This window comes from Nocardioides daedukensis (genome assembly GCF_013408415.1).
Lineage (GTDB): Bacteria > Actinomycetota > Actinomycetes > Propionibacteriales > Nocardioidaceae > Nocardioides > Nocardioides daedukensis.
This window is the reverse complement of the sequence record NZ_JACCAA010000001.1, coordinates 1,444,804-1,471,258: the sequence shown is the minus strand read 5'-3', so window position 1 is coordinate 1,471,258 and position 26,455 is coordinate 1,444,804. Positions and strand designations below refer to the sequence as shown.

25 protein-coding genes and 1 tRNA gene are annotated in these 26,455 nt (G+C 69.1%); 13 read left to right on the top strand and 13 right to left on the bottom strand.

Annotation, left to right across the window (positions count from 1 at the left end):
- Window positions 1-3 precede the first annotated feature (3 nt).
- Window positions 4-3,861, top strand: a complete 3,858-nt coding sequence (gene hrpA, locus BJ980_RS07330) for an ATP-dependent RNA helicase HrpA (protein ID WP_179501687.1) — start codon at window positions 4-6, stop codon at window positions 3,859-3,861.
- A gap of 3 nt (window positions 3,862-3,864) precedes the next feature.
- Here the strand turns inward: hrpA and BJ980_RS07325 are convergent, their stop codons facing one another.
- From BJ980_RS07325 to BJ980_RS07315, 3 genes are all read right to left on the bottom strand, one after another.
- Window positions 3,865-4,260, bottom strand: a complete 396-nt coding sequence (locus tag BJ980_RS07325; RefSeq protein ID WP_179501686.1) for a type II toxin-antitoxin system PemK/MazF family toxin — start codon at window positions 4,258-4,260, stop codon at window positions 3,865-3,867.
- Window positions 4,261-4,428: 168 nt separating this feature from the next.
- On the bottom strand, window positions 4,429-5,016 hold the full coding sequence (locus BJ980_RS07320; protein ID WP_179501685.1) for a hypothetical protein: 588 nt from the start codon (window positions 5,014-5,016) through the stop codon (window positions 4,429-4,431).
- A 57-nt stretch (window positions 5,017-5,073) separates the two neighbouring features.
- The gene (locus BJ980_RS07315; RefSeq protein ID WP_179501684.1) at window positions 5,074-5,841 is read right to left on the bottom strand and encodes a hypothetical protein; all 768 of its coding nucleotides are present in this window, start codon (window positions 5,839-5,841) and stop codon (window positions 5,074-5,076) included.
- Between the two features lie 133 nt (window positions 5,842-5,974).
- On the opposite strand from BJ980_RS07315, the gene BJ980_RS07310 reads away from it, so the two are divergent.
- Complete coding sequence (locus BJ980_RS07310; protein ID WP_179501683.1) at window positions 5,975-7,339, top strand: extracellular solute-binding protein; 1,365 nt, start codon at window positions 5,975-5,977, stop codon at window positions 7,337-7,339.
- A 6-nt stretch (window positions 7,340-7,345) separates the two neighbouring features.
- Here BJ980_RS07310 and BJ980_RS07305 read toward each other — a convergent pair whose 3' ends face one another.
- Together BJ980_RS07305 and BJ980_RS07300 are read right to left on the bottom strand one after the other, a co-directional pair.
- Window positions 7,346-8,644, bottom strand: coding sequence for an HRDC domain-containing protein (locus BJ980_RS07305; protein ID WP_179501682.1), 1,299 nt, complete (start codon window positions 8,642-8,644; stop codon window positions 7,346-7,348).
- Window positions 8,641-9,258, bottom strand: a complete 618-nt coding sequence (locus tag BJ980_RS07300; RefSeq protein WP_179503800.1) for a DUF3000 domain-containing protein — start codon at window positions 9,256-9,258, stop codon at window positions 8,641-8,643. Before BJ980_RS07300 ends, BJ980_RS07305 begins: the two co-directional genes overlap by 4 nt.
- A gap of 81 nt (window positions 9,259-9,339) precedes the next feature.
- Here BJ980_RS07300 and hemE point away from each other — a divergent pair, with 81 nt between their 5' ends.
- Window positions 9,340-10,380, top strand: coding sequence for a uroporphyrinogen decarboxylase (gene hemE / locus BJ980_RS07295; RefSeq protein WP_179503799.1), 1,041 nt, complete (start codon window positions 9,340-9,342; stop codon window positions 10,378-10,380).
- Here hemE and BJ980_RS07290 read toward each other — a convergent pair.
- Complete coding sequence (locus BJ980_RS07290) at window positions 10,337-11,254, bottom strand: DUF4349 domain-containing protein (protein ID WP_179501681.1); 918 nt, start codon at window positions 11,252-11,254, stop codon at window positions 10,337-10,339. The genes hemE and BJ980_RS07290 overlap by 44 nt on opposite strands.
- A 378-nt stretch (window positions 11,255-11,632) precedes the next feature.
- Here BJ980_RS07290 and BJ980_RS19230 point away from each other — a divergent pair, with 378 nt between their 5' ends.
- Window positions 11,633-11,755 carry a hypothetical protein gene (locus BJ980_RS19230; protein ID WP_281363717.1) on the top strand — a complete coding sequence of 41 codons (123 nt, stop codon included), beginning with the start codon at window positions 11,633-11,635 and terminating at the stop codon, window positions 11,753-11,755.
- 431 nt (window positions 11,756-12,186) lie between these two features.
- Here the strand turns inward: BJ980_RS19230 and BJ980_RS07285 are convergent, their stop codons facing one another.
- Entirely contained in the window at window positions 12,187-14,043 is a 1,857-nt protein-coding gene (locus BJ980_RS07285; protein WP_179501680.1) for a CotH kinase family protein, read from the bottom strand.
- 132 nt (window positions 14,044-14,175) lie between these two features.
- Between BJ980_RS07285 and hemG the strand changes: the two genes are divergently transcribed.
- From hemG to BJ980_RS07265, 4 genes are all read left to right on the top strand, one after another.
- Complete coding sequence (gene hemG, locus BJ980_RS07280) at window positions 14,176-15,528, top strand: protoporphyrinogen oxidase (protein ID WP_179501679.1); 1,353 nt, start codon at window positions 14,176-14,178, stop codon at window positions 15,526-15,528.
- Window positions 15,529-15,551: 23 nt separating this feature from the next.
- Window positions 15,552-16,271 (top strand): hydrogen peroxide-dependent heme synthase, encoded by a 720-nt coding sequence (gene hemQ, locus BJ980_RS07275; RefSeq protein ID WP_179501678.1) that lies wholly within the window; start codon window positions 15,552-15,554, stop codon window positions 16,269-16,271.
- Window positions 16,272-16,565: 294 nt separating this feature from the next.
- Window positions 16,566-17,015: a cysteine dioxygenase gene (locus tag BJ980_RS07270; RefSeq protein WP_179501677.1), complete on the top strand. Its 450-nt coding sequence runs from the start codon at window positions 16,566-16,568 to the stop codon at window positions 17,013-17,015.
- Window positions 17,016-17,020: 5 nt separating this feature from the next.
- A complete protein-coding gene (locus BJ980_RS07265; protein WP_179503798.1) occupies window positions 17,021-17,440 on the top strand; it encodes a rhodanese-like domain-containing protein in 420 nt (139 codons plus the stop codon).
- 100 nt (window positions 17,441-17,540) lie between these two features.
- On the opposite strand, the gene msrB is transcribed toward BJ980_RS07265, so the two are convergent.
- Window positions 17,541-17,963: a peptide-methionine (R)-S-oxide reductase MsrB gene (gene msrB / locus BJ980_RS07260; protein ID WP_179501676.1), complete on the bottom strand. Its 423-nt coding sequence runs from the start codon at window positions 17,961-17,963 to the stop codon at window positions 17,541-17,543.
- 36 nt (window positions 17,964-17,999) lie between these two features.
- Window positions 18,000-18,554: a hypothetical protein gene (locus BJ980_RS07255; protein WP_179501675.1), complete on the bottom strand. Its 555-nt coding sequence runs from the start codon at window positions 18,552-18,554 to the stop codon at window positions 18,000-18,002.
- A gap of 31 nt (window positions 18,555-18,585) precedes the next feature.
- Between BJ980_RS07255 and BJ980_RS07250 the strand changes: the two genes are divergently transcribed.
- A complete protein-coding gene (locus BJ980_RS07250) occupies window positions 18,586-19,662 on the top strand; it encodes a DNA polymerase domain-containing protein (RefSeq protein ID WP_179501674.1) in 1,077 nt (358 codons plus the stop codon).
- A 66-nt stretch (window positions 19,663-19,728) separates the two neighbouring features.
- On the opposite strand, the gene BJ980_RS07245 is transcribed toward BJ980_RS07250, so the two are convergent.
- From BJ980_RS07245 to BJ980_RS07235, 3 genes are all read right to left on the bottom strand, one after another.
- The gene (locus BJ980_RS07245; RefSeq protein WP_218855439.1) at window positions 19,729-19,992 is read right to left on the bottom strand and encodes a GlsB/YeaQ/YmgE family stress response membrane protein; all 264 of its coding nucleotides are present in this window, start codon (window positions 19,990-19,992) and stop codon (window positions 19,729-19,731) included.
- Window positions 19,993-20,076: 84 nt separating this feature from the next.
- A complete protein-coding gene (locus BJ980_RS07240; RefSeq protein WP_179501673.1) occupies window positions 20,077-20,619 on the bottom strand; it encodes a hypothetical protein in 543 nt (180 codons plus the stop codon).
- Window positions 20,616-21,731, bottom strand: coding sequence for an ATP-dependent DNA ligase (locus BJ980_RS07235; RefSeq protein ID WP_179501672.1), 1,116 nt, complete (start codon window positions 21,729-21,731; stop codon window positions 20,616-20,618). Before BJ980_RS07235 ends, BJ980_RS07240 begins: the two co-directional genes overlap by 4 nt.
- Before the next feature lie 117 nt (window positions 21,732-21,848).
- On the opposite strand from BJ980_RS07235, the gene BJ980_RS07230 reads away from it, so the two are divergent.
- Window positions 21,849-21,927: transfer RNA gene (locus BJ980_RS07230), tRNA-Gln, on the top strand.
- Window positions 21,928-21,962: 35 nt separating this feature from the next.
- On the opposite strand, the gene BJ980_RS07225 is transcribed toward BJ980_RS07230, so the two are convergent.
- Window positions 21,963-22,619: a TetR/AcrR family transcriptional regulator gene (locus BJ980_RS07225; RefSeq protein WP_179501671.1), complete on the bottom strand. Its 657-nt coding sequence runs from the start codon at window positions 22,617-22,619 to the stop codon at window positions 21,963-21,965.
- An 87-nt stretch (window positions 22,620-22,706) separates the two neighbouring features.
- On the opposite strand from BJ980_RS07225, the gene BJ980_RS07220 reads away from it, so the two are divergent.
- From BJ980_RS07220 to glmU, 3 genes are all read left to right on the top strand, one after another.
- Complete coding sequence (locus tag BJ980_RS07220; protein WP_218855438.1) at window positions 22,707-23,684, top strand: oxygenase MpaB family protein; 978 nt, start codon at window positions 22,707-22,709, stop codon at window positions 23,682-23,684.
- Window positions 23,681-24,859 carry an oxygenase MpaB family protein gene (locus BJ980_RS07215; protein ID WP_179501670.1) on the top strand — a complete coding sequence of 393 codons (1,179 nt, stop codon included), beginning with the start codon at window positions 23,681-23,683 and terminating at the stop codon, window positions 24,857-24,859. Before BJ980_RS07220 ends, BJ980_RS07215 begins: the two co-directional genes overlap by 4 nt.
- Before the next feature lie 116 nt (window positions 24,860-24,975).
- The gene (glmU, locus tag BJ980_RS07210; protein ID WP_179501669.1) at window positions 24,976-26,358 is read left to right on the top strand and encodes a bifunctional UDP-N-acetylglucosamine diphosphorylase/glucosamine-1-phosphate N-acetyltransferase GlmU; all 1,383 of its coding nucleotides are present in this window, start codon (window positions 24,976-24,978) and stop codon (window positions 26,356-26,358) included.
- The last annotated feature ends 97 nt before the right edge of the window (window positions 26,359-26,455 follow it).

Here is a 26,455-nt window from a genome sequence, read left to right as displayed (position 1 = left end):
GTTGTGAACGCATCCTTGAAGATCAGCTATCCCGACCTCCCGGTCAGCGCCCGGCGAGACGACATCGCCGACGCCATCCGCGACCACCAGGTCGTCATCGTCGCCGGCGAGACGGGCTCCGGAAAGACCACCCAGCTGCCCAAGATCTGCCTGGAGCTCGGACGGGGACAGGGAGGGGGACAGGGTGGGCGCGACGGCAAGCTGATCGGCCACACCCAGCCCCGGCGGATCGCCGCCCGCTCGGTCGCCGAACGGATCGCAGAGGAGCTCGAGACCGAGCTGGGCGACGTGATCGGCTACCAGGTCCGGTTCACCGACCGCACCTCGCGCAGCTCCCGGGTCAAGCTGATGACCGACGGCATCCTGCTCGCCGAGCTGCAGCGCGACCGGCTGCTGAAGAAGTACGACACCCTGATCATCGACGAGGCCCACGAACGCAGCCTCAACATCGACTTCATCCTCGGCTACCTCAAGCAGCTCTTGCCCAAGCGCCCGGACCTGAAGCTGATCATCACCTCCGCGACGATCGATCCCGAGCGGTTCGCCGCGCACTTCGCCGACAGCCGCGGCAAGCCCGCACCCATCATCGAGGTCTCCGGGCGCACCTATCCGGTCGAGGTCCGCTACCGCCCGCTGGTGGAGCTGCCCGACAGCGACGAGGACGGCGAGGTCGTCACCCGCGACCAGACCGAGGCCATCGCCGACGCGGTGCGCGAGCTCTCCGGCGAGGGCCCCGGCGACATCCTGGTCTTCCTGCCCGGCGAGCGCGAGATCCGAGACACCGCCGATGCCCTCAACGACCTCAACCTGCGCAACAAGCTCGACGTGGTCCCGCTCTACTCGCGGCTCTCGGCCGCGGAGCAGCACCGGGTCTTCGAGTCCCCGAAGGCCGGACGCGGCCGACGCGTCGTCCTGGCCACCAACGTCGCCGAGACCTCGCTGACCGTCCCCGGGATCAGGTACGTCGTGGACTCCGGTCTGGCGCGCATCTCCCGCTACTCGGCACGCACCAAGGTGCAGCGGCTCCCGATCGAGCCGATCTCCCAGGCGTCCGCCAACCAGCGCTCCGGACGGTGCGGGCGGGTCGAGGCCGGCATCGCGATCCGGCTCTACTCGGAAGAGGACTTCGAGTCGCGCCCCGAGTTCACCGAGCCGGAGATCCTGCGCACCAACCTGGCCTCGGTGATCTTGCAGATGGCCTCGCTCGGGCTGGGGGACGTGGCGCGGTTCGGGTTCGTGGAACCGCCCGACAAGCGCAACATCTCCGCAGGCACCCAGCTGCTCGAGGAGCTGGGCGCGTTCGGGGCCTCGAATGACCCCGGGCGTCCGGGTCCCCGCAAGGGACCCGCGCGTCCGGGCCTGACCCGACTCGGCCGGCGCTTGGCACGGATGCCGATCGACCCCCGTCTGGGCCGGATGGTGCTGGAGGCAGAGCGGCTGGGCTGTGTCCGCGAGGTGATCGTCGTCGCGGCTGCCCTTTCACTGCAGGACCCGCGTGAGCGGCCCGAGGAGTTCCGCGCCCAGGCCGATCAGCTGCATGCCCGCTTCAAGGACCCGACCTCCGACTTCATGACGCTGCTGAACCTGTGGCGGCACCTGAAGAAGGAGCAGAAGGAACGCTCCTCGAGCGCGTTCCGCAGGATGTGCAAGGCCGAGTTCCTCAACTACCTGCGAGTGCGCGAGTGGCAGGACTTCGAGTCACAGCTGCGGCAGGTCTGCAAGGAGATGAAGCTCGAGATCGGTCACCCTGCCGACCAGCCCGACGCCGACGGCATCCACCAGGCGTTGTTGTCCGGCCTGCTCTCGCACATCGGGGCACTCGAGGAGCGCGAGCCGGCGGCGAAGGGGAAGAAGCCCGAGCGTCGTGGCCCCCGCGAATATCTCGGGGCCAGGGGCGCGCGCTTCGCGATCTTCCCCGGCTCCGGCCTGGCCCGCAAGAACCCCGAGTTCCTGATGAGCGCCGAGCTGGTCGAGACCGGCCGGCTCTGGGCGCGCCAGAACGCGGCGATCAACCCCGAGTGGGCCGAACGACTCGGTGCACACCTGGTCAAGCGCAACTGGTCCGAGCCGCACTGGTCGGCCAAGCGTGGTGCGGTGATGGCACACGAGAAGGTGCTGCTCTATGGCGTGCCACTGGTCGCCGACCGCCTGGTGAACTATGCGCGCGTCGACCCGGAGCTGTGCCGCGAGCTGTTCATCCGGCACGCGCTGGTGCACGGGGAGTGGCCGGAGCTGGAGTCGGGCCGGCACAAGTTCCACATCAAGAACCAGCAGCTGCTGGCCGAGGCCGAGGAGCTGGAGCACCGGGCCCGGCGCCGCGACATCGTGGTCGACGAGCACACGCTCTTCGACTTCTATGACGCCCGCGTCGGCGCCGAGGTGGTCAGTGGTGCGCACTTCAACTCGTGGTGGAAGGAGCAGCGCCGCAAGAACGGCAACCTCCTCACCTTCGACCCGGAGATGCTCACCCACGACACCGCCGAGGAGGTGCGGGCCACCGACTATCCCGAGCTGTGGCAGGGCGAGGGCCTGACCTTCACCATCGGCTACAACTTCGATCCGGGTGCGGCCGACGACGGGCTCACCATCGACGTGCCGGTCTCGACGCTGAACCGGGTCGAGAGCGACCAGTTCTCCTGGAACGTGCCGGGCCTGCGCGAGGAGCTGGTCACCAACCTGATCCGGAGCCTGCCGAAGAACCTGCGGGTCAACTTCGTGCCCGCCCCAAACAAGGCCCGTGAGTTCCTGGCGGCCGTCCCGCCCGGTGACGAGTCCCTGCTCGACGCCCTGGAGCGGTGGCTGCGCTCCACGACCGGCGTCGTCGTACCCAGAGAGGCCTGGGACTGGTCCAAGGTGCCCTCGCACCTGCAGCCGACCTTCCGGGTCGTTGACGAGACCGGTCGCGAGCAGGGCAGGGGCAAGGACCTGGAGGCGCTCAAGGCACCGCTGAGGCCGAAGTTCGCCGCCGCGATGGCCGAGGCCGCGGCCGAATCCGGGATCACCGTCACCGGGCAGACCCGGTGGACGTTCGGGGTGATCGAGTCCTCCTTCACCCAGGTCCGCGCCGGCCACGAGGTGCGGGGCTTCCCGGCGCTGGTCGACGAGGGCGAGACCGTGGGCCTGCAGGTCTTCGGCTCGGCCGACGAGCAGGCGGCCCGGCACCGTCTCGGCGTACGCCGTCTGCTGCTGTTGGCACTGTCCGAGCGGCGCGACGTGGTCAAGGAGCTGCTCGACCAGCTGAGCAACACCGACAAGCTCTCGCTGGCAGGGTCTCCCTATCCGACGGTGGCCGAGCTGCTCGAGGACTGCCTGCTCGCCGTGCTGGGGGAGGCCGTGGACAACCGCCCACCGGTGCGCGACGAGGCGGCCTTCGACGCGCTCGTCGCCGCCGTCCGGGTCGACCTGGCGCCCAGGGTCCGCGGCGTGCTCACCGACGTGTTCAAGGTGCTCCAGGCCTGGCGAGGCACCGACAAGGTGCTCAGCGGACGCACGGACATGTCCACGCTCTCGGCGCTGAGCGACATGCGAGGACAGCTCGACCGCCTGGTGCGGCGCGGGTTCGTCTCCGAGGCAGGACCGCGGCAGCTGCGTGAGTTCCCGCGCTATCTCGCGGCGATCGATCGTCGACGCGCGCAGCTCGAGTCGCAGCTGGGCCGGGACCGCCAGCTGATGGACCAGATCGGTGACCTGCAGGAGGCCTTCCTGCACCGGCTCGCAGCGCTTCCGGAGGGCCGGCCGCCCGGTGAGTCCCTGCGGCAGGTGCGCTGGATGCTGGAGGAGTTCAGGGTCTCGCTGTGGGCCCAGCAGCTCGGCACCGCGCAGACGGTCAGCGACGCCCGGATCCGCAAGGCGCTGGCCTGAGCCTCACCCCAGGTCGAGGTGTTCGCGCGCCGCGACCAGCACCGCGTCGAAGATCTCCCGCGACACCGGACCGCCCTCGCGCCTCAGTCCGCTGTCGGGAAGGCGGAGCAGCCGGTTGAGGCGCACCTCGCTGGGACGCCCCTTGGAGTCCCAGGCGCCGCTGCCGATGTCCATCCAGAACCGCCCTGCCCGGGCTTCTTGGCTCTCGTCGAAGTCGTGGTCCTTCGAGGTGAGCTGGAGGGCGAGCCAGTGATCGCCGTCGCGCGCCAGCAGCAGCACCGGCCGGTCCTTGCCCTGGGCCGGGTCGTCCTCATAGGGGACCCACCCCCACACGACCTCACCGGGATCCGGCTCTCCGTCGACTTCGGGCGCGTGCTGCGGCACTGGGGCGTGGTCCATGGGACCCACACTAAGCCGAAGATGATGCACGCCGGACCGGGAGCGCCTCACGGCGCGTGGCCGCTCGTAGCGGCTAATTTTGGGACCCGGGGCTGCCGCGGTCCGGCGTACGCGAGCAAGTGTAGTCCGACAGATCGCCCGGACAAGCGCACGGGGACAGTGTCGCGATCAGGCCAGTGCGTGGTCGAGCTCGAGGTGCGCGGCGACCTCGAACTGCTCGGACAGCACCAGCATCGCCTTGGCGTCGGTGGCGCCGAGGTGGGCGCGTCCGACGGCCACCACGCGGCTGAACGCGGCCGCCCTGAGCACGACGTCGGCAAAGTCGCCGTCGGCGACGCCGCGCAGGACGGCGTCGATCATCGCCCGCACCTGGTCGGGTCCGGGCGGGTCGGCCACACCGGCCACCACGCGGGCGACCTCGGCGTTGCCGCGACCTGCCTCGAACTGGCGAGCGGCGAGCTCGGGATCGGCGTACACCCAGGACCGCAGCACGTAGAGGCGCCACAGGCACCCGGCCAGGGAGTCCGGCGAGGCCCCGGACCACAGCTCGGCCAGGGTCTCGAGGCCTTCGTCGTCGGCGAGGGTGAGCAGGCGCTCGGCGACCCGTGCGTCGTCGCTGCTCGAGGCGCCCCGGACCAGCAGCGTCGCAGCCCGGTCCGCGGCCTCGGCCACGAGCGCGGGGTCCTGTGCACCGATCAGCGCGTCGAAGAACTCACCGCCCTGTGGGGACGGCCGGTGGTGGGAACGCTTGGTCATCGCCTCAGCCTACGACCGCAGCCATGCGCACTTGCGCCGCAGGGACCGCGATGTCGGCTAGGAGAGCTTGTCGGCGACGGCCTTCGCGGCCAGGACTGCCGGAGTCTTGTCCTTCTCGTAGTTGTAGTCCATTCCCTGGTTCTCGATCACGACCAGCGAGATGTGGGTGCCGCTCACGTTGATCGCGACGCTCTCCCAGGTGGACGCTTCGGCGTCGGAGCCGTAGGAGACGACATAGGACTCGGCCGTGCCGGTGGGCACGGTGACTTCCTCGAGCTCGGTGACCGAGGATCCCTCGATCGTGGACTCGCACTTGTCGTGCCAGCTGACCAGCACCTGGTGGGTCTGGCGCACCGACTTGTCGTCGGCGAGGGTGGCGATGACCTGGGTCGCGGTGGCGCCCTCGGGACCACTGAACGTGCGCTGGATCGCCTCGGTCGCGCCGATGTCGTGCAGCGGGGTCAGCTGGCAGGCGCCGACGGCACTGGAGCCGTCGGCCTCGAGGCCCTGGGGTTCGGTGGACTCTTCCGTCCACGTGGTCGCGTCGCTGAGCCCGGGCATCTCCTCGGCGGTGAGCAGCATCCCCTCCGGACCCGAGGCGGTGGCGGACTCGGAGGCAGTGGGCGACTGGGAGGGGGACTCGCTCGCGGTGGGGGACTCAGAGGGCGACTCGGAGGGCGACGCGGTCGCAGAGGGGTCGCTGGCCACGTTGGAGGGCTCCTCGCCGGTGTATTCACCACACCCGGTGAGGAGTGCGGCGAGGCCGAGACCGGCCAGGGCGAGGGGCAGCGGGTGAGCACGACGAGTCGCAAGCGGCGAAGACATGGCCCAAGACTATGGGCGCACGCGGACCGCGAGGTGCGTCCCACGCCGCGCCACCGGGACCGGCAACGGCGGGTGGCTCACGACCAACCGATATCGTGTCCGCAACCAGACCGGCTAAGAAGGGCATTCGATCGTGAGGAAACGCGCAACTCTGGCGTGCGGCATGGCCATGGTGGCGTTGCTGGCCGGTGCGTGTGACACCGACGCGAAGCCACCCAAGATCGATCCCACCGGTTCGGTGAACAACCCGGTCGCGCTGACCTTCCTGGCCTACGGCCCCAAGGAAGAGGTCGCCGGCATGCAGTCGATGGTCGACACCTTCAACGAGGAGAACAAGACCGTCAAGGTCACCCTCGAGGCCGCCACCGACAGCGAGGACGTGCTCACCGCCATCACCGGCGACGACCCGCCGGACGTCTACCTGCTCTCCCAGCGCGACATCGCCCAGGTCGCCGCCGATGCGAAGAACCAGCCGCTCGACGAGCTCCTCGACTCCCGCGGTGTCGACTTCAGCGACCTCTACAAGCGCGACGCGATCCAGGCGTTCTCCTTCGACAACCACCTGCAGTGCATGCCCTACGGCGTCTCGCCGATGGTCATCTACTACAACACCGACCTGATCGACTTCGACGCGATGGCCGCCGAGGACCTCGACGTACCCGAGATCCCCGACGGCCTGGAGCACGCCTCGGAGTGGACGCTCGACCAGTTCGCCGCCGCAGCCACCTGGGCCTCGACCACCCAGGGTGTCAAGGGCGTCTACATCGAGCCGTCGCTCGAGGGTCTGGCCCCGTTCATCTATTCCGGTGGCGGGAAGCTCTTCGACGACTCGGTGAAGCCGACCACCCTGGCGCTCTCCAGCGACGAGAGCCAGGACGCGCTTACCCGCACCCTCGACGTCCTGCGCACCGACCAGCTCAGCCCCAGCCAGGCCGACGTGGAGAAGCAGCCCGCCCTTGAGATGTTCAAGGAGGGCAAGCTCGCGATGATCGCCGGCTACCGCAACCTGGTGCCGTCGCTGCGCAACACCGAGGGACTCAACTTCGACGTGATGCCGATGCCGACCCTCGACACCGAGACCAGCGTCGGTGACGTGAGCGGGCTGTGCATGGGAGTCGACCCGGTCAGCGAGTCAGCCGCTGCCGACCTGATCGCGCACGCGGTCTCCGCAGACTCTGTTGCCGAGGTGGCCAAGGCCGGTTATCTGGTGCCGGCGAACAACGAGGTCGCTGAGGGTGAGGCTTTCCTGCAGCCCACGCAGCAGCCCGCCAACGCTGAGGTCTTCAACGCCTCGATCCGCGACATCGTGATGCCGCCGCTCCTGGAGTCGATGCAGGAGCTCGAGGCAGCGGTCGAGCCCTCCATCAAACGGCTGTTCTATGCGCCCGTTCTCGACCTTGAGACGCTGACCCAGCGCATCGACGAGCTCTCGGCGCCCGTGGTGGCAGAGCTGGTCATCCGCGACGAGGAGAAGGTCACTCCCTCTCCCACCCCGTGACCGGCCTCAGTCCTCAGAGGTGACGGGTGCGTCCTCTTCGGTGGACTCGTCGGGCTCAACCGCACCGACCAGCACCGCCTCGGTCACCACTGGGGCGACCAGCTCGACCTGCCAGGGTCGAGCCCCGGCAGCGGTCAGCTGTTCGCCGATCGCGGCCAACAGGGCTTCGGGCTCGCGGGTGTGCGGGGGCGCCCACAGTGCGCGACGCAGCAGGTCGGGGGTCATCAGGTTCTCGACCGGGACGTTGACCTTCTCGGAGAGTGCGGCCATCGCCTCCTTCGAGTGGGCCAGTCGACGGCCGGCCTCGGGGTCCTTCTCCGCCCACGCGCGCGGCGGGGGCGGTCCGTCGCCGCGCTGGGTGCGCACCGGCAGGTCGGCCTCGGGAACCTCGCGCGCGAGGTCGATCGCCCGCATCCACTCCGAGGAGTGGCGCGAGGCACCCCGCCCGTTGAAGCCCTTGAGGGCCAACAGTGTGCGGCGGTTCTCCGGCATGGCGGAGGCGGCCTCGATGATCGCCGAGTCCGGGAGCAGGCGTCCGCCGGCCACGTCTCGTTCCTGAGCGATCCGGTCGCGGGTCAGCCACAGCTCGCGAACGGCGGCCAGGGAACGACGGCTGCGGACCTTGTGCATCTGGGAGGTACGTCGCCATGGCTCGGCGCGCTTGGTCGGGGTGAAGTCGAGGAGGTGCTCGAACTCCTGCCGGGCCCATTCGGCCTTGCCTGCCTCTTCCAGTTCGGCAGCCATCACTTCGCGCAGCTCGACCAGCGGTTCGACATCGAGGGCGGCATATTCCAGCCAGGACTCCGGCAGCGGGCGCGTGGACCAATCCGCGGCCGAGTGCTCCTTGCGGAGGCGACGTTCGAGGGTGGTCTCGACCAGGGTGGCGAGTCCGACTCGGGGATAGCCGAGCAGACGACCGGCCAGCTCGGTGTCGAAGAGTGAGGCCGGGCGCAGTCCGACCTCGGCCAGGCAGGCCAGGTCCTGGGTCGCGGCATGCAGGATCCACTCGACGCCCTCGAGGGCCTCGGCGAGCGGGTCCAGGTTGTCGAAGGGGATCGGGTCGATCAGGGCCGTGCCGGAGCCTTCGCGCCGGAGCTGGATCAGATAGGCGCGCGAGGAGTAGCGATAGCCGGAGGCGCGCTCGGCGTCGATCGCCACCGGGCCGGTGCCCGCGGCGAAGCGCTCGGCAACCTTCGCGAGATCGGCCTCGGTCTCCACGACCGGGGTGAGACCGTCGCGGAGGGTCAGCAGCTCGACCGGGGCTGGCTCCGTCTCCGGGGCGTCCTGCGGCTCGTGGTCGGTCACTGGCGCTGACCGCGTCGGCTCGGCATCACTGCCACGCCCTCAGGCACGGGCTCGAGGCCGACCGTGGTGCACAGCAGCTCTCCCCACGCTTCCACGTGGGCCGAGACGTCGAAATTCCCGTCGTCGGGGCCGACCGGCGTCCAGGAGGCCCGGATCTCGATCTGGGCCGAGGCGGCCTCGTCCTCCATGGAGCCGAAGTTCTCGGTGGAGACCGAGGTGACGGTGCCCGAAGGTGCCACGCACTGGGCGCCGTGCGCGTCGAGGGCCTCGGTCAGCCAGGACCAGCCGACGCCGCCGAGCAGGGGGTCGGTGATCAGTTCGGGGTCGATCTCGGCGCGGGCGTAGACGACGAACCGGAAGGTGCCTGCCCAGGCGTCGTTGCCGGCAGGGTCGTGGAGCAGGATGATCCGGCCGGTGCCGACGTCCTCGCCGTCGACAGTGACGTCAGCACTCAGGGCGCTGGCATGGGGGGCGATCCGCTGCGGTGCCGGCATGGACTCGCAGAAGACCTCCGGTCGCAACCGGGCGGACTTCATGCTCTCGACTGCCACCCGGAATCCCTCGGGCAGTGAGCCCGCACCAGAACCGGGGTGCGTCTCTTGACGGACCACCATGCCAGCCAGCGTACGGCGCTCGAGACCCTCGCCGATGTGTGCCACGCCGCCTGACCTGCGAAGATTCGGTTTGTGACCACGATGCAGCGCAATCCCGGACTCGACGACTCCGCCTTCCTCAAGGCCGCCCGCGGCGAGGCAGTGCCGCACACGCCGGTCTGGTTCATGCGCCAGGCCGGACGCTCGCTCCCGGAATACCTCAAGGTGCGTGAGGGCATCGGGATGCTCGAGTCCTGCATGAACGCCGACCTGATCACCGAGATCACCCTGCAGCCCGTGCGCCGCTATGGCGTGGACGCGGCCATCTTCTTCTCCGACATCGTGCTGCCCCTCAAGGCCGTCGGCGTCGACCTCGAGATCAAGCCGGGCGTCGGTCCCGTCGTGGCCGAGCCGGTGCGCACGCTCGAGGACGTGCAGCGCATCCCCGACCTGACCCCGGAGCACGTTCCCTACATCACCCAGGCCGTGGGCAACCTGGTCGCCGAGCTCGGCGCCACCCCGCTGATCGGTTTCGCCGGTGCCCCGTTCACCGTGGCGTCCTACCTGGTCGAGGGCGGTCCGTCCAAGGAGCACGCGAAGACCAAGGCGATGATGTTCGGCGCACCTGAGGTGTGGGAGGCCTTGATGCGCAAGATCGCCGGCATCGCGACCGCCTACCTCGAGGTCCAGGTCGCGGCTGGCGCCTCGGCCGTCCAGCTCTTCGACTCCTGGGCCGGCGCGCTGACCCCGGCCGACTACACCGAGCACGTGATGCCGCACTCCACCCGGGTGCTCGAGGCGGCCGGGACGCTCGGCGTACCCCGCATCCACTTCGGTGTGGGCACCTCCAACCTGCTCACGCTGATGGGCGAGGCCGGGGCCGACGTGGTCGGCGTCGACTGGCGTACGCCGTTGGCCGACGGCATCGCGCGGGTGGGGGATCGCGGCGTGCAGGGCAACCTGGACCCGACGCTGGTCTTCGCTCCGACTGACGTGATGCTGGCCCGGGCCGGCGAGATCATCGAGGCCGGTCGGGCGGCCAAGGGCCACATCTTCAACCTCGGACACGGTGTCATCCCGACCACCGACCCGGACCAGCTCAAGCGGCTGACGGAGTTCGTGCAGGCCTACCCGCTCGCCTGAACCGGCGCCACAGCAGCCGGGACGGCCATCCGAGAAGGAGGGCCAGCACGGCGAAGGGGAGTAGCGCACCGACGGTGCCGGCCATTGCTCTGCCCAGCGTGGACAGGGCGTCCCAGCCTCCGATCAGTCCTCCGACGAAGGCGCTGTGCTCCTCGTCCTCCTTCTCCTCAGGGGTGGAGGTGTGCGCGATGTTGACCGTGATGGTCGACATCGAGGTCTGGTCCTTGAGCCAGGTCTGTTGCTGCTTGAGGGAGTCGAGGTTGGCCTGACGGGTGGAGAGCTCGGACTCGATCCGCACGATCTGGGCGATGTCGTCGGCCTGCGCGAGCAGCACCTCGATCCGCTTCAGGCTCTTCTCCTGGGCGCGGATCCGCACCTCGTTGTCGATCACCTGGGTGGTGACGTCCTCCTCGCTGCGGGTGGCGCGGGCGAGCTGGGCCAGGTCGCTGATCTCCTTCATCGCCTTGTCGAAGTGCTTCTGGGGGACCCGCACGACCAGACGACTCGTCGCCGCCTTGCCCTCGTCGTCGGTGGTGGTCTCCTCCTCTCCGATGCTGCCGCCCAGGGTGTCGACCTGCTCCTGGACGTCGAAGCGGGTGCGGTCGACGTCCTTGCTGCGCAAGGAGACGGTGCCGGTGCTGATGATGGCGGGGCCGGTGGTGTCCCGTTCCGCCTTGGCGGCGCCTCCGGCGGCGCGTTTCGGCTCGGTGCCCTGCGCCAACTCGGCCACGTGCGCATCGGAGGTGCCCTGGGCTGTTGCGGCGGGTTCACTGTGCTCGCTGGTCTCGCCTGCCCCGTCGCTCGCGGAGCACCCGCCGACGGCGAGGAGTGCGGCGGCGGCGAGGGCTACGGCATGCTTGCGGGTCGTCTTCATGGAAGTACGACGTTGCTGCGACGGACCCGGTTCCAGAACGGGTTGTGTCCAACTACGGCAGTTCGCACCGAGGCGTCCGCCTCTGAGCGTGGCGAGTGCGGTCGGCGCACTGAACTGCCGTAGTTCGTAGCGGGGTCGCCGGCTTGGTACGGGTGCTCTACGTCTTCTTGGTCGCCTTGCCCCGAAACATGTCGTGATCGCCGCTCGCGGCAAGAATCGTCGTATACGTGGACAAAGTCGGTGGTGGCGAAGAGAGATGGTTTGGTGCCCCCGATGCGAATGACGTGATAGCACGCGCCATTCGCTGCGGGTCTTCACGGCGGGGCGAAGTGCGGAAGAGGGGGTTCGTGGGCCCTCCTCGCGGGCACAATGGCGCGTATGAGCCGCACCGACGCCACGAGCACGCCGCAGCAGACCCCCGTCAGCGTCGATGGCCCCGTCCTTGTCAGCAACGTCGTTGCCGGCGGCTTGTTTCTCGTGCCCGCTGCCTTCCTGGCCTAGCTGCTGGCGGTCGTGGGTGGCTGCTACGTCGCCGCGGCGAGCTTGTTCCTCGGCTGGGTCTACGCGAGGCCGGCTCTCACCAGGCGGCTGGAGGCTGCGGCGTGGGTGGCACCGTGGCTGGCGGCAGTCGCGCTGTGGGCGCGGGTCCTCGGCGGCATCGATGGCGGGACGTCGACCTGGGTTCTCACCGCGTGGGTCGGCTTGGTCGTCGCGACCCCGTGCCACCTGGCGTGGCAGGCTCTGGCTTTGGCTGCCCGTCAACTGCTGGCCTGGCGCGGGAGGCCAGCTTCGGCCTGACCCGCACGTGAGTGGATACCTCTTGGCGCCCACTTCGGGAACGCACTCCGGTCACACCCCAATCGGATGGGGGGACCACCCGCCGACGCTCACCCTTGAATCGGCAGGCCACCACGCTCGACTGAGGATGGCCCCTACGGCTGCGAGGCGGCGTACTGCTGGTCGAGCCAGGCGATGCGAGCCGTGAGCCACCCCTCAAGGTGTGCGACCTCGGCGACCCAGGATCCCTGGAGCACCGTGGAGTCGGCCTGCTCGATGAAGGTCAGCGTGAGCGGCTGCCCCGCACCGCCACTCGCGACCGGTGCGAAGTTGCGATCCGCCGCTCCGCTGATCACCTCCGCCCGGGCAGCGACGTACGCCGGGACCCCGCGCACGGCGGGGGAGACCTCGCGCCAGCGTGCGGCGACCTTCTCCTGGAACCACGGGTCGGCCAGCATCCGGATCAGCCAGTGGCCACGCGGGTCGTCGATCTGGCTGAGGTCGAAGCCCTCGGTGATCCAGTTGCGTCCGAGGAACCAATCCGTCGGTTTCTCCACGTCGACGCCCCTGCGGTTCCCCGAGGACTGGTCGAAGTCCCACGGAGCAGCCATCGCCACCCGTCCGTCGACCAGTGACATCCAGAGACTGTTGTTGAAGTTCGAGTCGAGGTTCTTCATCAGCTCATTGGTGAGATACCAGTCGATGAAGGAGTCCACGTCGAAGTGGGCGCGATAGCCGGTCTCCGGGTCGAGGAAGTCCTCGGCATAGAGGGAGTCCTCGGCCACCTGCACCTGTGCTGCGACATCGTCGGTGAACGCCTGGTCTTCGTCGTCGGGATCCTTGAGGAAGACCTGCAGCCCCTGGTCCGTGCGGAAGTGCGGGTCATCGTCGGCCCAGGAGTCCGCCTCGAGGAGCACTCCACCCTTGGGCAGGTCCACCCGCTCGCTGCCCTCCGCCACGGTCTCGGCGAGGTCATAGAGGCCGTAGAACTTCCCGTTCACCGTCACCTCCACCGGTTGCATCCGGGCCGACCACGGCATGCCGATGCGACGGGCCACCTCGAATCCGGCGGTGTTGCGGAGCAGGGACCGGTCATAGAAGTTGGCCAGCAGCCCCCAGTCCTTGTTGGCCGGCATGCCTGCCAGTGCGGTCTTGGTGTCGAGCTTGATCTTGAATGGCGGCTTGACCGAGATCCAGGAGGTGCTGTTGCCGCGCAGGCGGATCCGGGTGGGCACGTCAAAGGCGGGCAGGCCGCTGTCCATCGGGTCGAGGACCATCCGCGCCCGGTCGTAGTCCTCGCGGGAATCGATCGGGGAGCCGTCGTTCGTGGTGATGCGGAGGGTCGCGACCGGGATGCGCTCGACCTGGTGGGTTCGCGTCGGCGAGGTGATCGAGGGTCGGGAGCCGGCGCTGGAGACCACGGCCCGGTAGGACGCCGACCCCAGGGACCCGGCGCTGGTCCGCAGCCAGACCCCGCCGCGGGTGCTGGTCTTCCCCGTGGCCACGCTGGTCCAGGACGATCCGCTGCGCTTCTGCAGCCGGACCGTGCGTCCGGCGAGGGCGCGGGTGATCGAGATCTTGGCAGTGAAGGTGGTGCCGGGACGGACCACCGCTGGGATGGTGAGCGACGCCGAATGAGCCCTGCCCTTGACCCGCGTCGAGGAGGTGACGATCGAGGCATACCGCTTCTTGCTGCGAGTCAACGCCGGTGCGTGGACCCGGAAGGCCTGGCTGCTCGCGGCCGCAGTCTGGGTGAAGCGATAGCGCCCCATGGAGTCCGTGGTGGTTGTCTTGCGCGTCACGTAACCCTTGCTGCTCCAGCGTTGCAGCCGCACGGTCCGCCGGAACTTCGTGCTCACCCGCCCCGAGATGGTCACCACGGCGCCGACGTAGGGCTTGCTGGGTGAGGTGCTCGGTGCCCGGACCGGCGCCGCTTGGGCCTGCCCGACGGAGACCAGGACGGTCGAGACGAAGAGTGTGAGCGCGAGCGCACGGAACAGGCCAACGCGCATCCGACGCGCACCTCCTTGGGTCGACCCAGAAGATATGTCGGATCGGTGCACCCCGGAGGGGTTTTGCTCGGATTCGAGCACGTCACGTATGCCGCGGTCCGGCAGCGACAGTCGGTCTGGCAATCTGGGGTCGTGGTCAACATCGTGGTCATCGGAGGCGGCATCGCGGGACTGACCGCGGCTCGCGAGCTGGCGGGTTCAGGGCACGACGTACTGCTCCTTGAGGGTTCCGACCGGGTCGGCGGCAAGCTGCGACTGGAAGATGTCGGTGGCATCACCGTCGACGTCGGTGCCGAGGCGATGCTCAACCGGCGACCCGAGGCGATCGGCCTGGCCCGCGACCTGGGCCTGGACCTGATCCACCCCGGCACGCTCTCCTCACGGCTGTGGACCCGCGATGCACTTCGGCCGCTGCCGCGCTCGGTGATGGGCATCCCCGCCGACCTCGAACAGCTCGTCCAGACCGGTGTCCTGAGTGACGCCGGCATCGCCCGGCTGCGCGAGGAGAAGGTTCTGCCCGCGCCCGACGAGGACGTCTCCGTCGCCGACTTCGTGGGCGAGCGGCTGGGTCGCGAGGTCGTCGACCGGCTCGTCGAACCACTGCTGGGAGGGGTGTACGCCGGCCATGCGACCGAGCTCTCCACCCGCGCCACCATCCCGCAGGTCGTCGCCCTGCTGGACCGTTCGCCTTCCCTGCTCGAAGCAGCCAGTGCGGTTCCGGCGCCGAGCGACGTGCCGGTCTTCGCCGGCCTGGTCAGCGGCGTCGGACAGCTGCCGCAGGTCCTCGCAGACCAGGCGAGCTTCGCCATCCGCACCGGCGCGATGGTGCGTGAGCTGCGGCGTACGTCGACTGCCGGCTTCGAGCTGGTCGTCGGCCCGACCGCAGCCCCGGAGGTGATCAGTGCCGACCGGGTCGTGCTGGCGCTTCCCGCGAGCCCGGCCTCACGGCTGCTGGGCGACCTGACGCCGGTCGCCGCGCACGAGCTGTCCGGCATCGAGCATGCCTCGATGGCGATCGTCACGATGGCCTTCCGCGTGCAGGACGTGGACCACCTCGAGGGCACCGGCTTCCTAGTCCCGCCGCTCGACGGTCGCCGGATCAAGGCCGCGACGTTCTCCTTCAACAAGTGGGGCTGGGTCCGGGAGGCGGGGGAGGACCTGCGGCTCCTGCGGACCTCGCTGGGCCGGCACCGCGAGGAGGCCGCGCTGCAATTCCCCGATGAGGAGCTGGTGGAGCAGTCCCTGGCCGACCTGCACACGGCCACCGGGATTGCGGCTCGTCCGGTCGACTGGCACGTCCAACGTTGGGGTGGGGGACTGCCGCAATATGCGGTCGGTCACCTCGATCGGGTAGCCCGGATCCGGGCCAGTGTGGCGAGCGTGCCCGGGCTGGCCGTGTGCGGTGCGGCGTACGACGGGATCGGCATCCCTGCCGTGATCGCCTCGGCGATGCGTGCAGTGGCCGACCTCACTGCCCAGCCCTGAGGTGCACGCGGCACAATGGGGTCATGTCGAACCCTGACCAGGCCCCGGAGCAGACCAACGCCGCGAGGATTCGCGAGCTCAACGACACCATCCGCTACACGATGTGGTCGGTCTTCCGACTCGACACCGTTCTCGGCGACGCAGACCGTGCGGCCGAGGCCGCAGAGCTGGACGCCTTCTACCAGAAGCTCGCCGCCGACGACGTGGTCGTGCGTGGCACCTATGACGTCGCTGGCTTCCGCGCCGACGCCGACGTGATGATCTGGTGGCACGCCTCGACCTCCGAGCAGCTGCAGGCCGCCTACAGCGGGTTGCGACGTACGTCGTTCGGTCGCCGCTTGGCGCCGGTCTGGTCGCAGATGGCCCTGCACCGCCCAGCCGAGTTCAACCGCAGCCACCTGCCGGCCTTCCTCTCCGAGGACCCGAAGAAGCACGTGGCCGTCTATCCCTTCGTGCGTTCCTATGAGTGGTATCTCCTCGAGGACGCCGAGCGCCGCCGGCTGCTCGCCGAGCACGGTGGCATGGCGCGCGACTATCCCGACGTGCGCGCCAACACGGTGCCGTCGTTCGCGCTGGGCGACTATGAGTGGATCCTGGCGTTCGAGGCCGACGAGATGTATCGCATCGTCGACCTGATGCGGCACCTGCGCGGATCCGAGACCCGCAGGCACGTGCGCGAGGAGGTGCCGTTCTACACCGGCACCGCGGCCACCCCGGCCGAGCTCCTCGAGCGCCTGCCCTGATCACTCGCTGAGATGGCCTTGTGTGGCGGGGCGTCTTCGCGCACACTTGAATCATGACCTCGGCACTAGACATTCGTACGACGCGCCTCGCCGCGTCCTGCGCGTGTTGTCGTTTCGCCTGACCTGCATCTGCATCAGCCGAAACCGTCCCCGTCGGGACGCACCGAGGAAGTCCGAGACGCATGACCTTCGCAGCCATTCGACGTCGCCACGTCGACCTGCTCCGCACGGCCAGTGACCTGTGTCCGTGGATGTCGCCCAGCCCAGACATCCACTCCCAGCACAGGAGCTCCAATGACCACCCTGACTGTCCTGCCACTGCTGCAGACCCTGCGTGAGTTCGCACGCGACCCCGATCTGCTCCACCTGCACGACCCCACTGCGACCGAACGGCAGTGGACCGAGCTCATCACGACCGATGACCTCCAGATCTGGCTGATCTCCTGGCCCACCGAGGCCGAGACCGGCTGGCACGACCACGGCACTGCCGGCGGGGCCTTCACCACCATCGCCGGTCGCCTGACCGAGCACAGCTGGGACGGTGCCGAGCACATCCGCAGCATCGGCACCGGCGACGCCTGGTCGTTCGCGCCCGGGCACATCCACAACGTGCGCAACCTGGGCGCCGTACCGGCGATCTCGGTGCACGCCTATTCGCCGCGGCTGACCACAATGACGCGCTATCAGCTCAGTGGCAGCCGCATCGAGGCGATCGGCGTCGAGCAGGCTGGGGTCCAGTGGTGAGCGCGATGACGGCTCAGCGCTTCGAGGAGGTCTACTTCGACGGCGTCGACGACATGCTCGCCCATGCCCGCGAGAACCTGGTGCGGACCAGCCCCCGGGCTGCGTTCCAGGAGGCGCTGACCCAGCGGGCGATCCTCGTCGACATCCGGCCCGCCGCGCAGCGCGTCGAGGAGGGCGAGGTGCACCCGCTGCTCAGCCCGCTGGTGATCGAGCGCAACGTGCTCGAGTGGCGCCTCGACCCGCGCAGCTCGTCGCGGATCGAGCAGGCGGCGTACGACGCCCGCGTGATCGTGCTGTGCCAGGAGGGCTACACGTCATCGCTGGCGGCGGCCGCCCTGCGACAGCTCGGCGTCTCGCGGGCCACCGATGTGATCGGTGGTTATGCCGCGTGGCGCGAGGCGGGGATGCCGACCGTCAACAACTGACGGCTCGGCGCCGCAACAAGTGACGGTTCGGCGCGCAACAAGTGCCGGTTCGGTGCGCAACAAGTGCCGGTTCGGTGCGCAACAACTGCAGGTTCGCGGATCAAGAGTCGCTGGTGCGAGGCTCCAGGGTCATCGAGATCGAGTTGATGCAGTAACGGTCGCCGGTCGGGGTGCCGAAACCGTCCGGGAAGACGTGGCCGAGGTGTGATCCGCAGTTGATGCATCGCACCTCGGTCCGCTGCATCCCCAGCGTGTTGTCCTCGATGTACTCGACGGTGGCCTCACCCTGCTCGGAGGTCATCGGCTGGTAGAACGACGGCCAACCGCAACCGGAGTGGAACTTGGTGTCGCTGGTGAACAGCTCGGCCTGGCAGGCCTTGCAGCGGTAGACACCGGTTGTCTCGGTGTCGGTGTACTCACCGACGAAGGGCCTCTCGGTGCCTGCCTTGCGCAGCACGGCGTACTCCTCGGGGGACAGCTGCTCACGCCACTCGGCGTCACTCTTCTCGACCTGATAACCCATGTGCCAAGCCTACGCCGGGCACAAGGGGCGCTGGCCTCAGCGCAGGTCGTCGTAGTCGTGCCTCGGCTCGGCCTCGACGGCCGCGACGTCCTCGTCGGCCACCTTGACGCACTGGGCACTCTCCACCCGCAGGCCCTGGATGTCACCGGCGTCGCGGCCGCCGACCCACACTCGCAGTCCATCGACCGTGGTGGTCCAACCACCGCGACCGTCGGCGTTCTCGACGATCCCGGTGAGGCCGTTCGCCTCCATGCTCGTCCGAGCGGTGGCAAGGACGGACCCGGCGTCACCTTGGGGCAGATCGAGGGTGAAGGTGGCGAAGTAGCGCCAGTGCCCCGCCGCCGGGCAGGGGGCGTACTGACCGGCCGCGTGCTTGATGCTGGCGTCGTTCGTCTCGAGCAGGCTGGGGACCAGGTCGTTGGCCAGGTCGTCGACCCGTTCCTGCATCGCCACGACGTCGTCGGGCAGCACCCGCTGGTCACCGGGTGCGTCGTCGGAGCAACCGGCCAGGAGGGCGGTGCTCGCGGCCGTGGCGGCCAGCAGGAGGACGCGAGAACAAAGGAGTCGCGACCGGCGGCGTCGGGGCTGCATCGCAGCAGCATATGCCGGTAGCGTGCCGTCCATGGCGAAGGCAGCGGCCGCGGAGGTCGACGCAGGGGGTCGCGCAGTGCGCGTCTCGAGTCCGGACCGGATCATTTTCGAGGCCACTCGCGACACGGCCGAGGTGACCAAGCTGATGGTGGCGGAATACTTCGTCTCCGTGGGTGACGGACTCATGCGTGGGCTGCGGGAACGTCCCACGGCGCTCGAGCGGTGGCCCAGCGGCGTACGCGAGGGAATGCGACTGGCCACCGGCCCGCAGGACAAGAACGCCGAGGCGTTCTACCAGAAGCGGGTGCCGAAGGGCGCGCCCGACTATCTCGAGACCGCCACGATCACCTTCCCGTCCGGCCGCACCGCGGATGAGATCTGCCCGACCGAGATCGCGGTGCCGGTGTGGTGCGCGCAGATGGGCACGCTGACCTTCCACCCCTGGCCGGTCCGTCGCGCAGACGTCGACCACCCCGACGAGCTGCGGATCGATCTCGACCCCCAACCGGGTACGTCGTTCAGCGACGCAGTCCGGGTGGCCGGCGTGGCCCGTGAGCTGCTCGAGGAGAAGGGGATCCGGGGGTTCGTGAAGACCTCGGGGAACCGGGGCGTGCACATCTTCGTGCGGATCGAGCCGCGCTGGGACTTCGTCGACGTGCGGCACGCCGCGATCGGCTTCGGGCGTGAGCTGGAGAAGCGTGACGAGGGGGTCACCACGGCGTGGTGGAAGGAGGAGCGGGGCGAGCGGATCTTCGTGGACTACAACCAGAACTCACGGGACCGGACCATCGCCTCGGCCTATTCGCTGCGGCCGCTGCCGGGTGCGCCGGTCTCCACACCGGTGACCTGGGAGGAGCTCGCCGACCTGAAGGACCCGCGGGTCTTCAACCTGTTCAGCGCTCCGGACCGGATGGCCGACGGCGACCCGTGGGCGGCGATCGACGACGTACAGCACTCCCTCGAACCGTTGCTGCAGCTGTGGGAGGCCGACCCGACCGAGCTCAACTATCCGCCCGACTATCCGAAGATGCCCGGCGAGCCACCGCGGGTGCAGCCGAGCAAGAAGGTCGCCGAGCACTGGGATGCCTCCGGCAACCGGATCGAGTGAAATCACTGAAGCCCCTCCGGCACCGGGTGCCGGAGGGGCTTCAGTTGTGTTGGCTGCTGTGCGGACTCAGCGCTTCTTGGAGCCGGCGAAGCCCTCGGCTGCGCCGATCAACACGATCGCCGCGATCACCGCGACGATGAAGCCGAGGATGTTCAACTCGAACACGTCGCCCGTGCCGAGCCAGCTGGCGATGATGCCGCCGATGAGAGCGCCGGCCAGACCGAGCAGGAACGTCCAGAGAAGTGACAGGTTCTGCCGGCCGGGCTTGATCAGGCGTGCGATCACGCCGATCACGAGTCCGACGACGATGAGGCCCAGGATGTTGAACATGTTTCCTCCTACGGGGGAGCCACAGGGAGCGGCTTTCACTCGAAGGTAGCCGGATCCGGCCTATTTCATGCACCGCGAGGAGGTCTACGGAGTGTCGTCGGCCTGCTCGTGCTCGAGCAGGTGCAGCACCGGAACCCCGATCTTGCGGCGCGCTCGTGACGTCCAGTCGACGTGGAAGAACTCGGCGACCACGTGCGGGCGGGTCAGGATGATCGCCTCGCGACCGTCGTGGGCCGCCACGGCGGTGGCCAGGGCGTCGATCGGGTGCTCGTGGATCACCGTGCCCCTGGCCTCCACGCCCGCTGCCTGCAGCCGGGCAACGGCCAGGTCCAGTTGGTGCTGCGAGTGCTCGAGGCACTCGCGGCGCACCTCGGCCAGATCGGTCTCGCTGAGAGTGACAGCGGGAGCGGTCATCACCTCGCCGGTGGCCAGCGACCCCATCGCTGCCTCGATCCGTGCCGCAGCATCCTCGACCGGGATCAGGACGTGGTAGACGACCTGGTCCGCGATCTCGTCGTGCAGGGCGACGACCTCGGCCGCGCCCTCGTCGGACATTGCCTGCTCCGCCAGCAGGACGACGTCATAGGTGCCGATCCCGTCGTCAATGCGGTCATTGCGTTCGGTCATGACTCACCTCCAGGAGTGGTGCTCAAGATCCTACTCAGGTCATAGCCCACCGGCTCCTCGAGTTGGTCATAGCCGCACGAGGTCGGCTCCCGGTCCGGGCGCCAGCGCTTGAACTGTGCGGTGTGCCGGAACCGTCGCCCCTCCATGTGGTCGTAGCCGACCTCCAGGACGCGCTCGGGACGTAGCGGCGTGAAGGAGAGGTCCTTGCCGGCGCTCCACCGCGACTGGGTGCCCGGGATGCGATCGGGGTTCGCGGTGAGGAACTCGTTCCACCGGCCCCACGGATGCTCGGCGATGTCGCAGACCAGCGGTTGCAGTTCGGCCATCAGCTCGGCACGCCGGACGGCGGTGAAGGAGGCCGAGACACCCACGTGCTGCAGCTCGCCATCGGCATAGAGACCGAGCAGGAGTGAGCCCAGCAAGGGGTTCTCGGGCGTCGAGGTCTTGTGCTCGCGATAGCCGGCCAGCACCACGTCGGCGGTTCGCGAGTGCTTGATCTTCATCATGGTGCGGGCGTTCGGCTGGTAGGTCGCCTCCAGCGGCTTGGCGATCACACCGTCCAGGCCGGCGCCTTCGAACTGCTCGAACCACCGCTCGGCCTCGACCGGGTCGGTGGTGGTGCGGGTCAGGTGGCAGGGCCCGTCCAGTCCGGCCAGCGCCTGCTCCAGGGCGGCGCGCCGCTCGGCGAAAGGGCGGTCGACGTACGACGTGTCGCCCAGGGCCAGCAGGTCGAACGCGACGAAGCTGGCGGGCGTCTTCTCGGCGAGCATCTCGATGCGTGAGGCCGCCGGATGAATCCGCTCCTGCAGCACCTCGAACTCGAGCCTGGGGTCCGACCCGGGGCGGGTGAGTGCGACGAAGAGCTCGCCGTCGAGGACGCAACGCTCGGGCAGTTGCTCGCGTGCGGCGGCCACGACCTCGGGGAAGTAGCGGGTCAGCGGCTTGGTGTTGCGCGAGGCCAGCTCGACCTCGTCCCCGTCCTTGAAGACGATGCAGCGGAACCCGTCCCACTTGGGCTCGAAGGAGAGCCCGCCGTGCTTGGCCGGATCGGGGATGGTCTTGACCGGCTTGGCCAGCATCGGTCGGACGGGCGGCATCACGGGCAGGTCCATGTCCCTGAGGCTAGTGGGAACCACCGGCGCTCGGGAGGCACTGCGCTGCCCCTGCTCAAAGCGGTGAGCGGATTCTCGCGCGCGAAGCCGGACCGATATCGTGTGCCTGCACGACATTCCCCGGTTGGTCTGCCGGCAGGGCCCGCCTGACTTTGAATCAGGATTAGCGACGTAGGTTCGACTCCTACCCGGGGAGCTCCACACTCAGCTGTTCGCGATGGCGCCGAGTGCTCACAGCTCAGGTGCACCCACCTGCAAGGTGGCGTCGACCGTGGTGAAGAGCATGGTCAGGGTGTCGACCAGCATCTCCCGCGAGGCCTCCACCTCGCCCTGGAGGACGGCGCCCAGGGCATGGGCGACGCCGCCGATGAGGAACTGGGCCACGAGCCGGAGCTCCACCGAGACGTGTGCGGTGTCGGCCCCCGGATCGCTGCCCGAGGCGGTGGCTGCGAGCAGTCCGGCGAACCGTCGGCTCTCGGCCAGGGCTCGGGCACCGAGGGTGGCCGAGGCCGTCGACTCCAGCAGCACGATCCGTCCCTTGCGGGGGTCCTCCAGCATCAGGTCGACCATCTCGGCCAGGACGACCCGGGTGCGCTCGCGGCGTGCCTCGGGGTCCCCGGAGGTGCGCTCGAGTGCGGCCAAGGAGCGCACCAAGGCCTCCTGTGCGATCTCGTCGAACACGGCCAGGTGCAGGTCGTCGACGGTCGGGAAGCTCTCATAGAAGTAGCGGGCGGCCACCCCTGCCTCCTCCGCGACGCCGCGGACGGTCGCCCCGACCAGGCCACGGGTGCCCATCAGCTCGAGGCCGGCCGCAAGCAGCCGGGAGCGACGCTCGGCGGCGCGTTCCTCTGCACTTGCCCCGCCATAGCGGCGCGCACCCGAAGTCATGGAATGCATCTTGACACACGCGTTGACTGATGTGACAGTTCCATCTGTCAACAGGTGTTGTCTCATTGCCTCTCCAAGGAGGACCGCATGACGGTCACTGCCAAGCACCCGGCACCCCCATCGGTGGATGGAGCGCGGGTCCCTCCGTGGCATCCGAGCCAGCCGCACCACGAGCTCGCCGCCGACGTGCGCTGGTGGATGGGCATGCCGGTGGCCTTCGGCCTCTATGGGCGGCTCGCCCTGGACCAGGTCGCCTATCGCGAGGTGGCCGCGGCGGTTGATGCCACCGGACGGTTCGCCGAGAACTTCACCAACCGCGGCATCCGCAGCTATCTGTGGGGCCCACTCTTGCTCTTCGGAGACGACGCCGACCGCAGGGCCACCGCCGAGCGGCTCAAGACCATGCACGGCCAGGTCAAGGGACGCGGCAAGGGCGAGTTCGCCGACGAGCGCTACAGCGCGCTCAAGCCGGCGGTGTGGAAGTGGGTCGGCACCAGCAGCATGCTGGTCTTCTACACCGGCTACGTCACCACCTATGGCCGCGACCTCACCGACGAGCAGCGCGAGGTCGTCTATCAGACCGTCCTCTCCCTCAGTGACTACGACCTGAACAGCGACCAGTCCCAGGTCCCGCGCACCGTCGCCGAGATGGAGGCCTACTACGACCAGGTGGCCGCCAACGACCTGCACGACAACGACTTCCTGCGCTGGGCCAACAAGACGTTCGACGCCCTTCCCGTGCCCACCCTGATCGGCCCGCGCTGGCTGCACCTGCTGATCACCCCGCTGTGGCGCGCAGCCACCCCGGCGCTGATCAGGCCCGCCCGGATCTGCGCCGAGGCCGCCGCACACCCGCGGATGCGCGAGCTCCTCGGAGTCGAGTGGACCGCGGCAAAGAAGCGCGAGTTCGCCTTCTATGCCGCGACGATCCGGGCAGCGCGGCGCTGGCTCCCGGCCTGGTTGCTGCTGGAGCCGCTCGCGTTCAACCGCTATCGCTACGAGAAGCTGCGCAGCCTCTATGCCCGCCCGCAGCTGGACACCTTCGCGGCAGGGGTGAAGCGATGAGCCGCCCGGCACCCACCGCGCTGCCCGGCGCGGAGCAGGCAGTCGCCCGCTATGGCGCCTTCGGCCAGGCATGGCTCGACGGGATGTGGCAGGCCGACCCACTCGGCGACGCGGTCGCCGCCGACCCCGCAGCCAGCAAGGCCGTGCGCACCCTGATGACCGAAGGGCTCGGCGCACTCGAGGACAGGCCCGCCTCGGTCACCGCGCTGATCGACCAGGTCACCACCGATCCCGTCTGGCTGGATCGCGAACGCCTCGACCACGCAGCCGACGTACTGGTGCGCTATTCGGCGCAGTGGGGCCTGGTGCTCGGCGCCGCCTCACTGCTCGCCGGCGCCGAGAACTGGATCGCCGCCAAGCCGCTGCTGCTCACCGGCCGCTATGGCAACCAGCCCGCCGTACGCTCCATCGAGGTCGGCGAGTGGCTCTCCGCGGTCGTCCGTCGCGGCGGCATGGAGATCGACGCGCCGGGCTTCACCCACACCGTGCGGGTGCGGATGATCCATGCCCACGTGCGCCGCTTCATCGGACGTGGCGACGAGTGGGACGAGGCCGCCTGGGGCGTCCCGATCCCGCAGCCCTACATGGCGTTCACCCTCGCCGAGTTCGGCCACATCTCCCTTGCTGCGATGGAGAAGCTCGGCGTCGACCTGCGTCGCGACGAGCTCGACTCGATCTATCACCTGTGGCGCTATGTCGGCCACCTGATCGGTGTCGACCCGGCCCTGGCGCCGGTGTCCGAGGCCGATCACATCCGGATCGAGGACCTCTACCGGATCACCTCGCCGGGTCCCGACGACTTCGCCCGGGACTTCACCCGCGCGCTCACCGAGGACTACCTGGCGCCTCAGTTCGCTGGGCTGCTGCTCGGCCCGCTGGGGTTCCGGACGGCGTTGTCGCGAAGCCTGGTCTATGGCATGTCCCGGGTCTTCCTGGGTGATCGGGTGGCAGACCAGCTCTCGGTCCCCGACGGCCCCGCAAAGCACGTGCTCCGCGTCGCCCGGCCCGGCCTGCGCCTGCTCGACCGGGCCAGGCACGGACTCCTCGGCGCGGAGCGTCTGACCGCAGCGGGCTATGCGGCCCGCGACGAGGCACTGGTGCGGATGAAGGCCGAGCAGGGGATGGGCCACGACATGGTGGACAGCGTCCCGGGAGCGGTCGGCGGCACTGCCTGAGTGCGGTGGTCGGTGGCCACCGACCACCGCTCATCGGGCCGGCGACGTTATCGTGGTCCGGTTCACACCCATGGGGTGGAACCGAACCGATGATCGGGCCCAATCAAGGAGTGTGCATGCCGAGCAATCTCACCGTGGTCGTCCTCGCCGCAGGTGGCGGCACCCGGATGAAGTCCAAGACCATGAAGGTGCTGCACGAGGTCGGCGGGCGAAGCATGATCGGCCACGTCCTCAACGCCGTGCGCGCGATGGAGCCCGAGCGCGTCATCGCCGTGATCGGCACCCAGCGTGAGCAGGTCGGCCCACACATCAGTGAGCAGATGCCCGAGGTCGTGCTGGCCGTCCAGGAGTCACAGGACGGCACCGGGCACGCCGTACGCGTCGCTCTCGAGTCCATCGCGGAGCCGATCAGCGGCACCGTCGTCGTGGTCACCGGTGACACCCCGCTGCTGCGCGGCGAGAGCCTGCGCGCCTTCGCCGAGGAGCACGAGGCCGCCGAGCGCGCGGTCAGCATCCTGTCCGGCATCGTGCCCAACCCGTTCGGCTACGGCCGGATCGTGCGTACGGCGGAGGGTGACGTGGAGGCGATCGTCGAGGAGAAGGACGCGACCCCGCTCCAGCGCGACATCGCCGAGATCAACTCCGGCATCCTCGCCTTCGACGCCGGGTTCCTCACCGACGCGCTGGGCCGGATCAGTAACAACAACGCCAACGCGGAGTACTACCTCACCGACACCGTCGGCATCGCCCGCGAGGCCGGCCTCACCGTCGGCGCCTACGCGATCGACGACGTCAGCCAGACCGAGGGCGCTAACGACCGTGCACAGCTCGCCGCGCTGGGGCGTGAGCTCAACCGTCGCATCGTCACGCAGTGGATGAAGGACGGCGTGACGGTGATGGACCCGGAGACCACCTGGATCGACGCGGACGTGGTGCTGAACCGCGACGTCACCATCCTCCCCGGCGTACAGCTGCTCGGCGCGACCGTCGTCGGCGAGGACGCCGTGGTCGGTCCGGACACCACGCTCAAGGACTGTGAGATCGGCCAGGGCGCCCGTGTCGTCCGCTCGCACGGCGAGCTCGCGGTGATCGGCGACGAGGCCAACGTCGGCCCGTTCTCCTACCTGCGTCCCGGCACCAACCTCGGCTCCCGGGGCAAGATCGGTGCGTTCGTCGAGACCAAGAACGCCCAGATCGGCAACGGCTCCAAGGTGCCGCACCTGTCCTACGTGGGCGACGCCGAGATCGGCGAGGAGACCAACATCGGGGCCGGCACGATCTTCGCCAACTACGACGGGGTCAACAAGCACCGCACCAAGATCGGCGACCGCACCAAGACCGGCTCGAACAACACCTTCATCGCGCCGGTCCAGATCGGCGACGACGCGATGACGGGCGGCGGGACCACCGTGCGGCGCGACGTACCCAACGGTGCACTGGCCGTCTCCAGCGGCCCCCAGCGGAACCTCGAGGACTGGAAGAACCGCAAGGGGCAGTGACCCGTCTCACGCTGCGCGGGTGCGGGTTGGCTGATCGGTGAACACTGGGTGCAGAATCAGTGGCGCGGGTCAGCTGCGGCCAGTCGAGTCTGAGGAG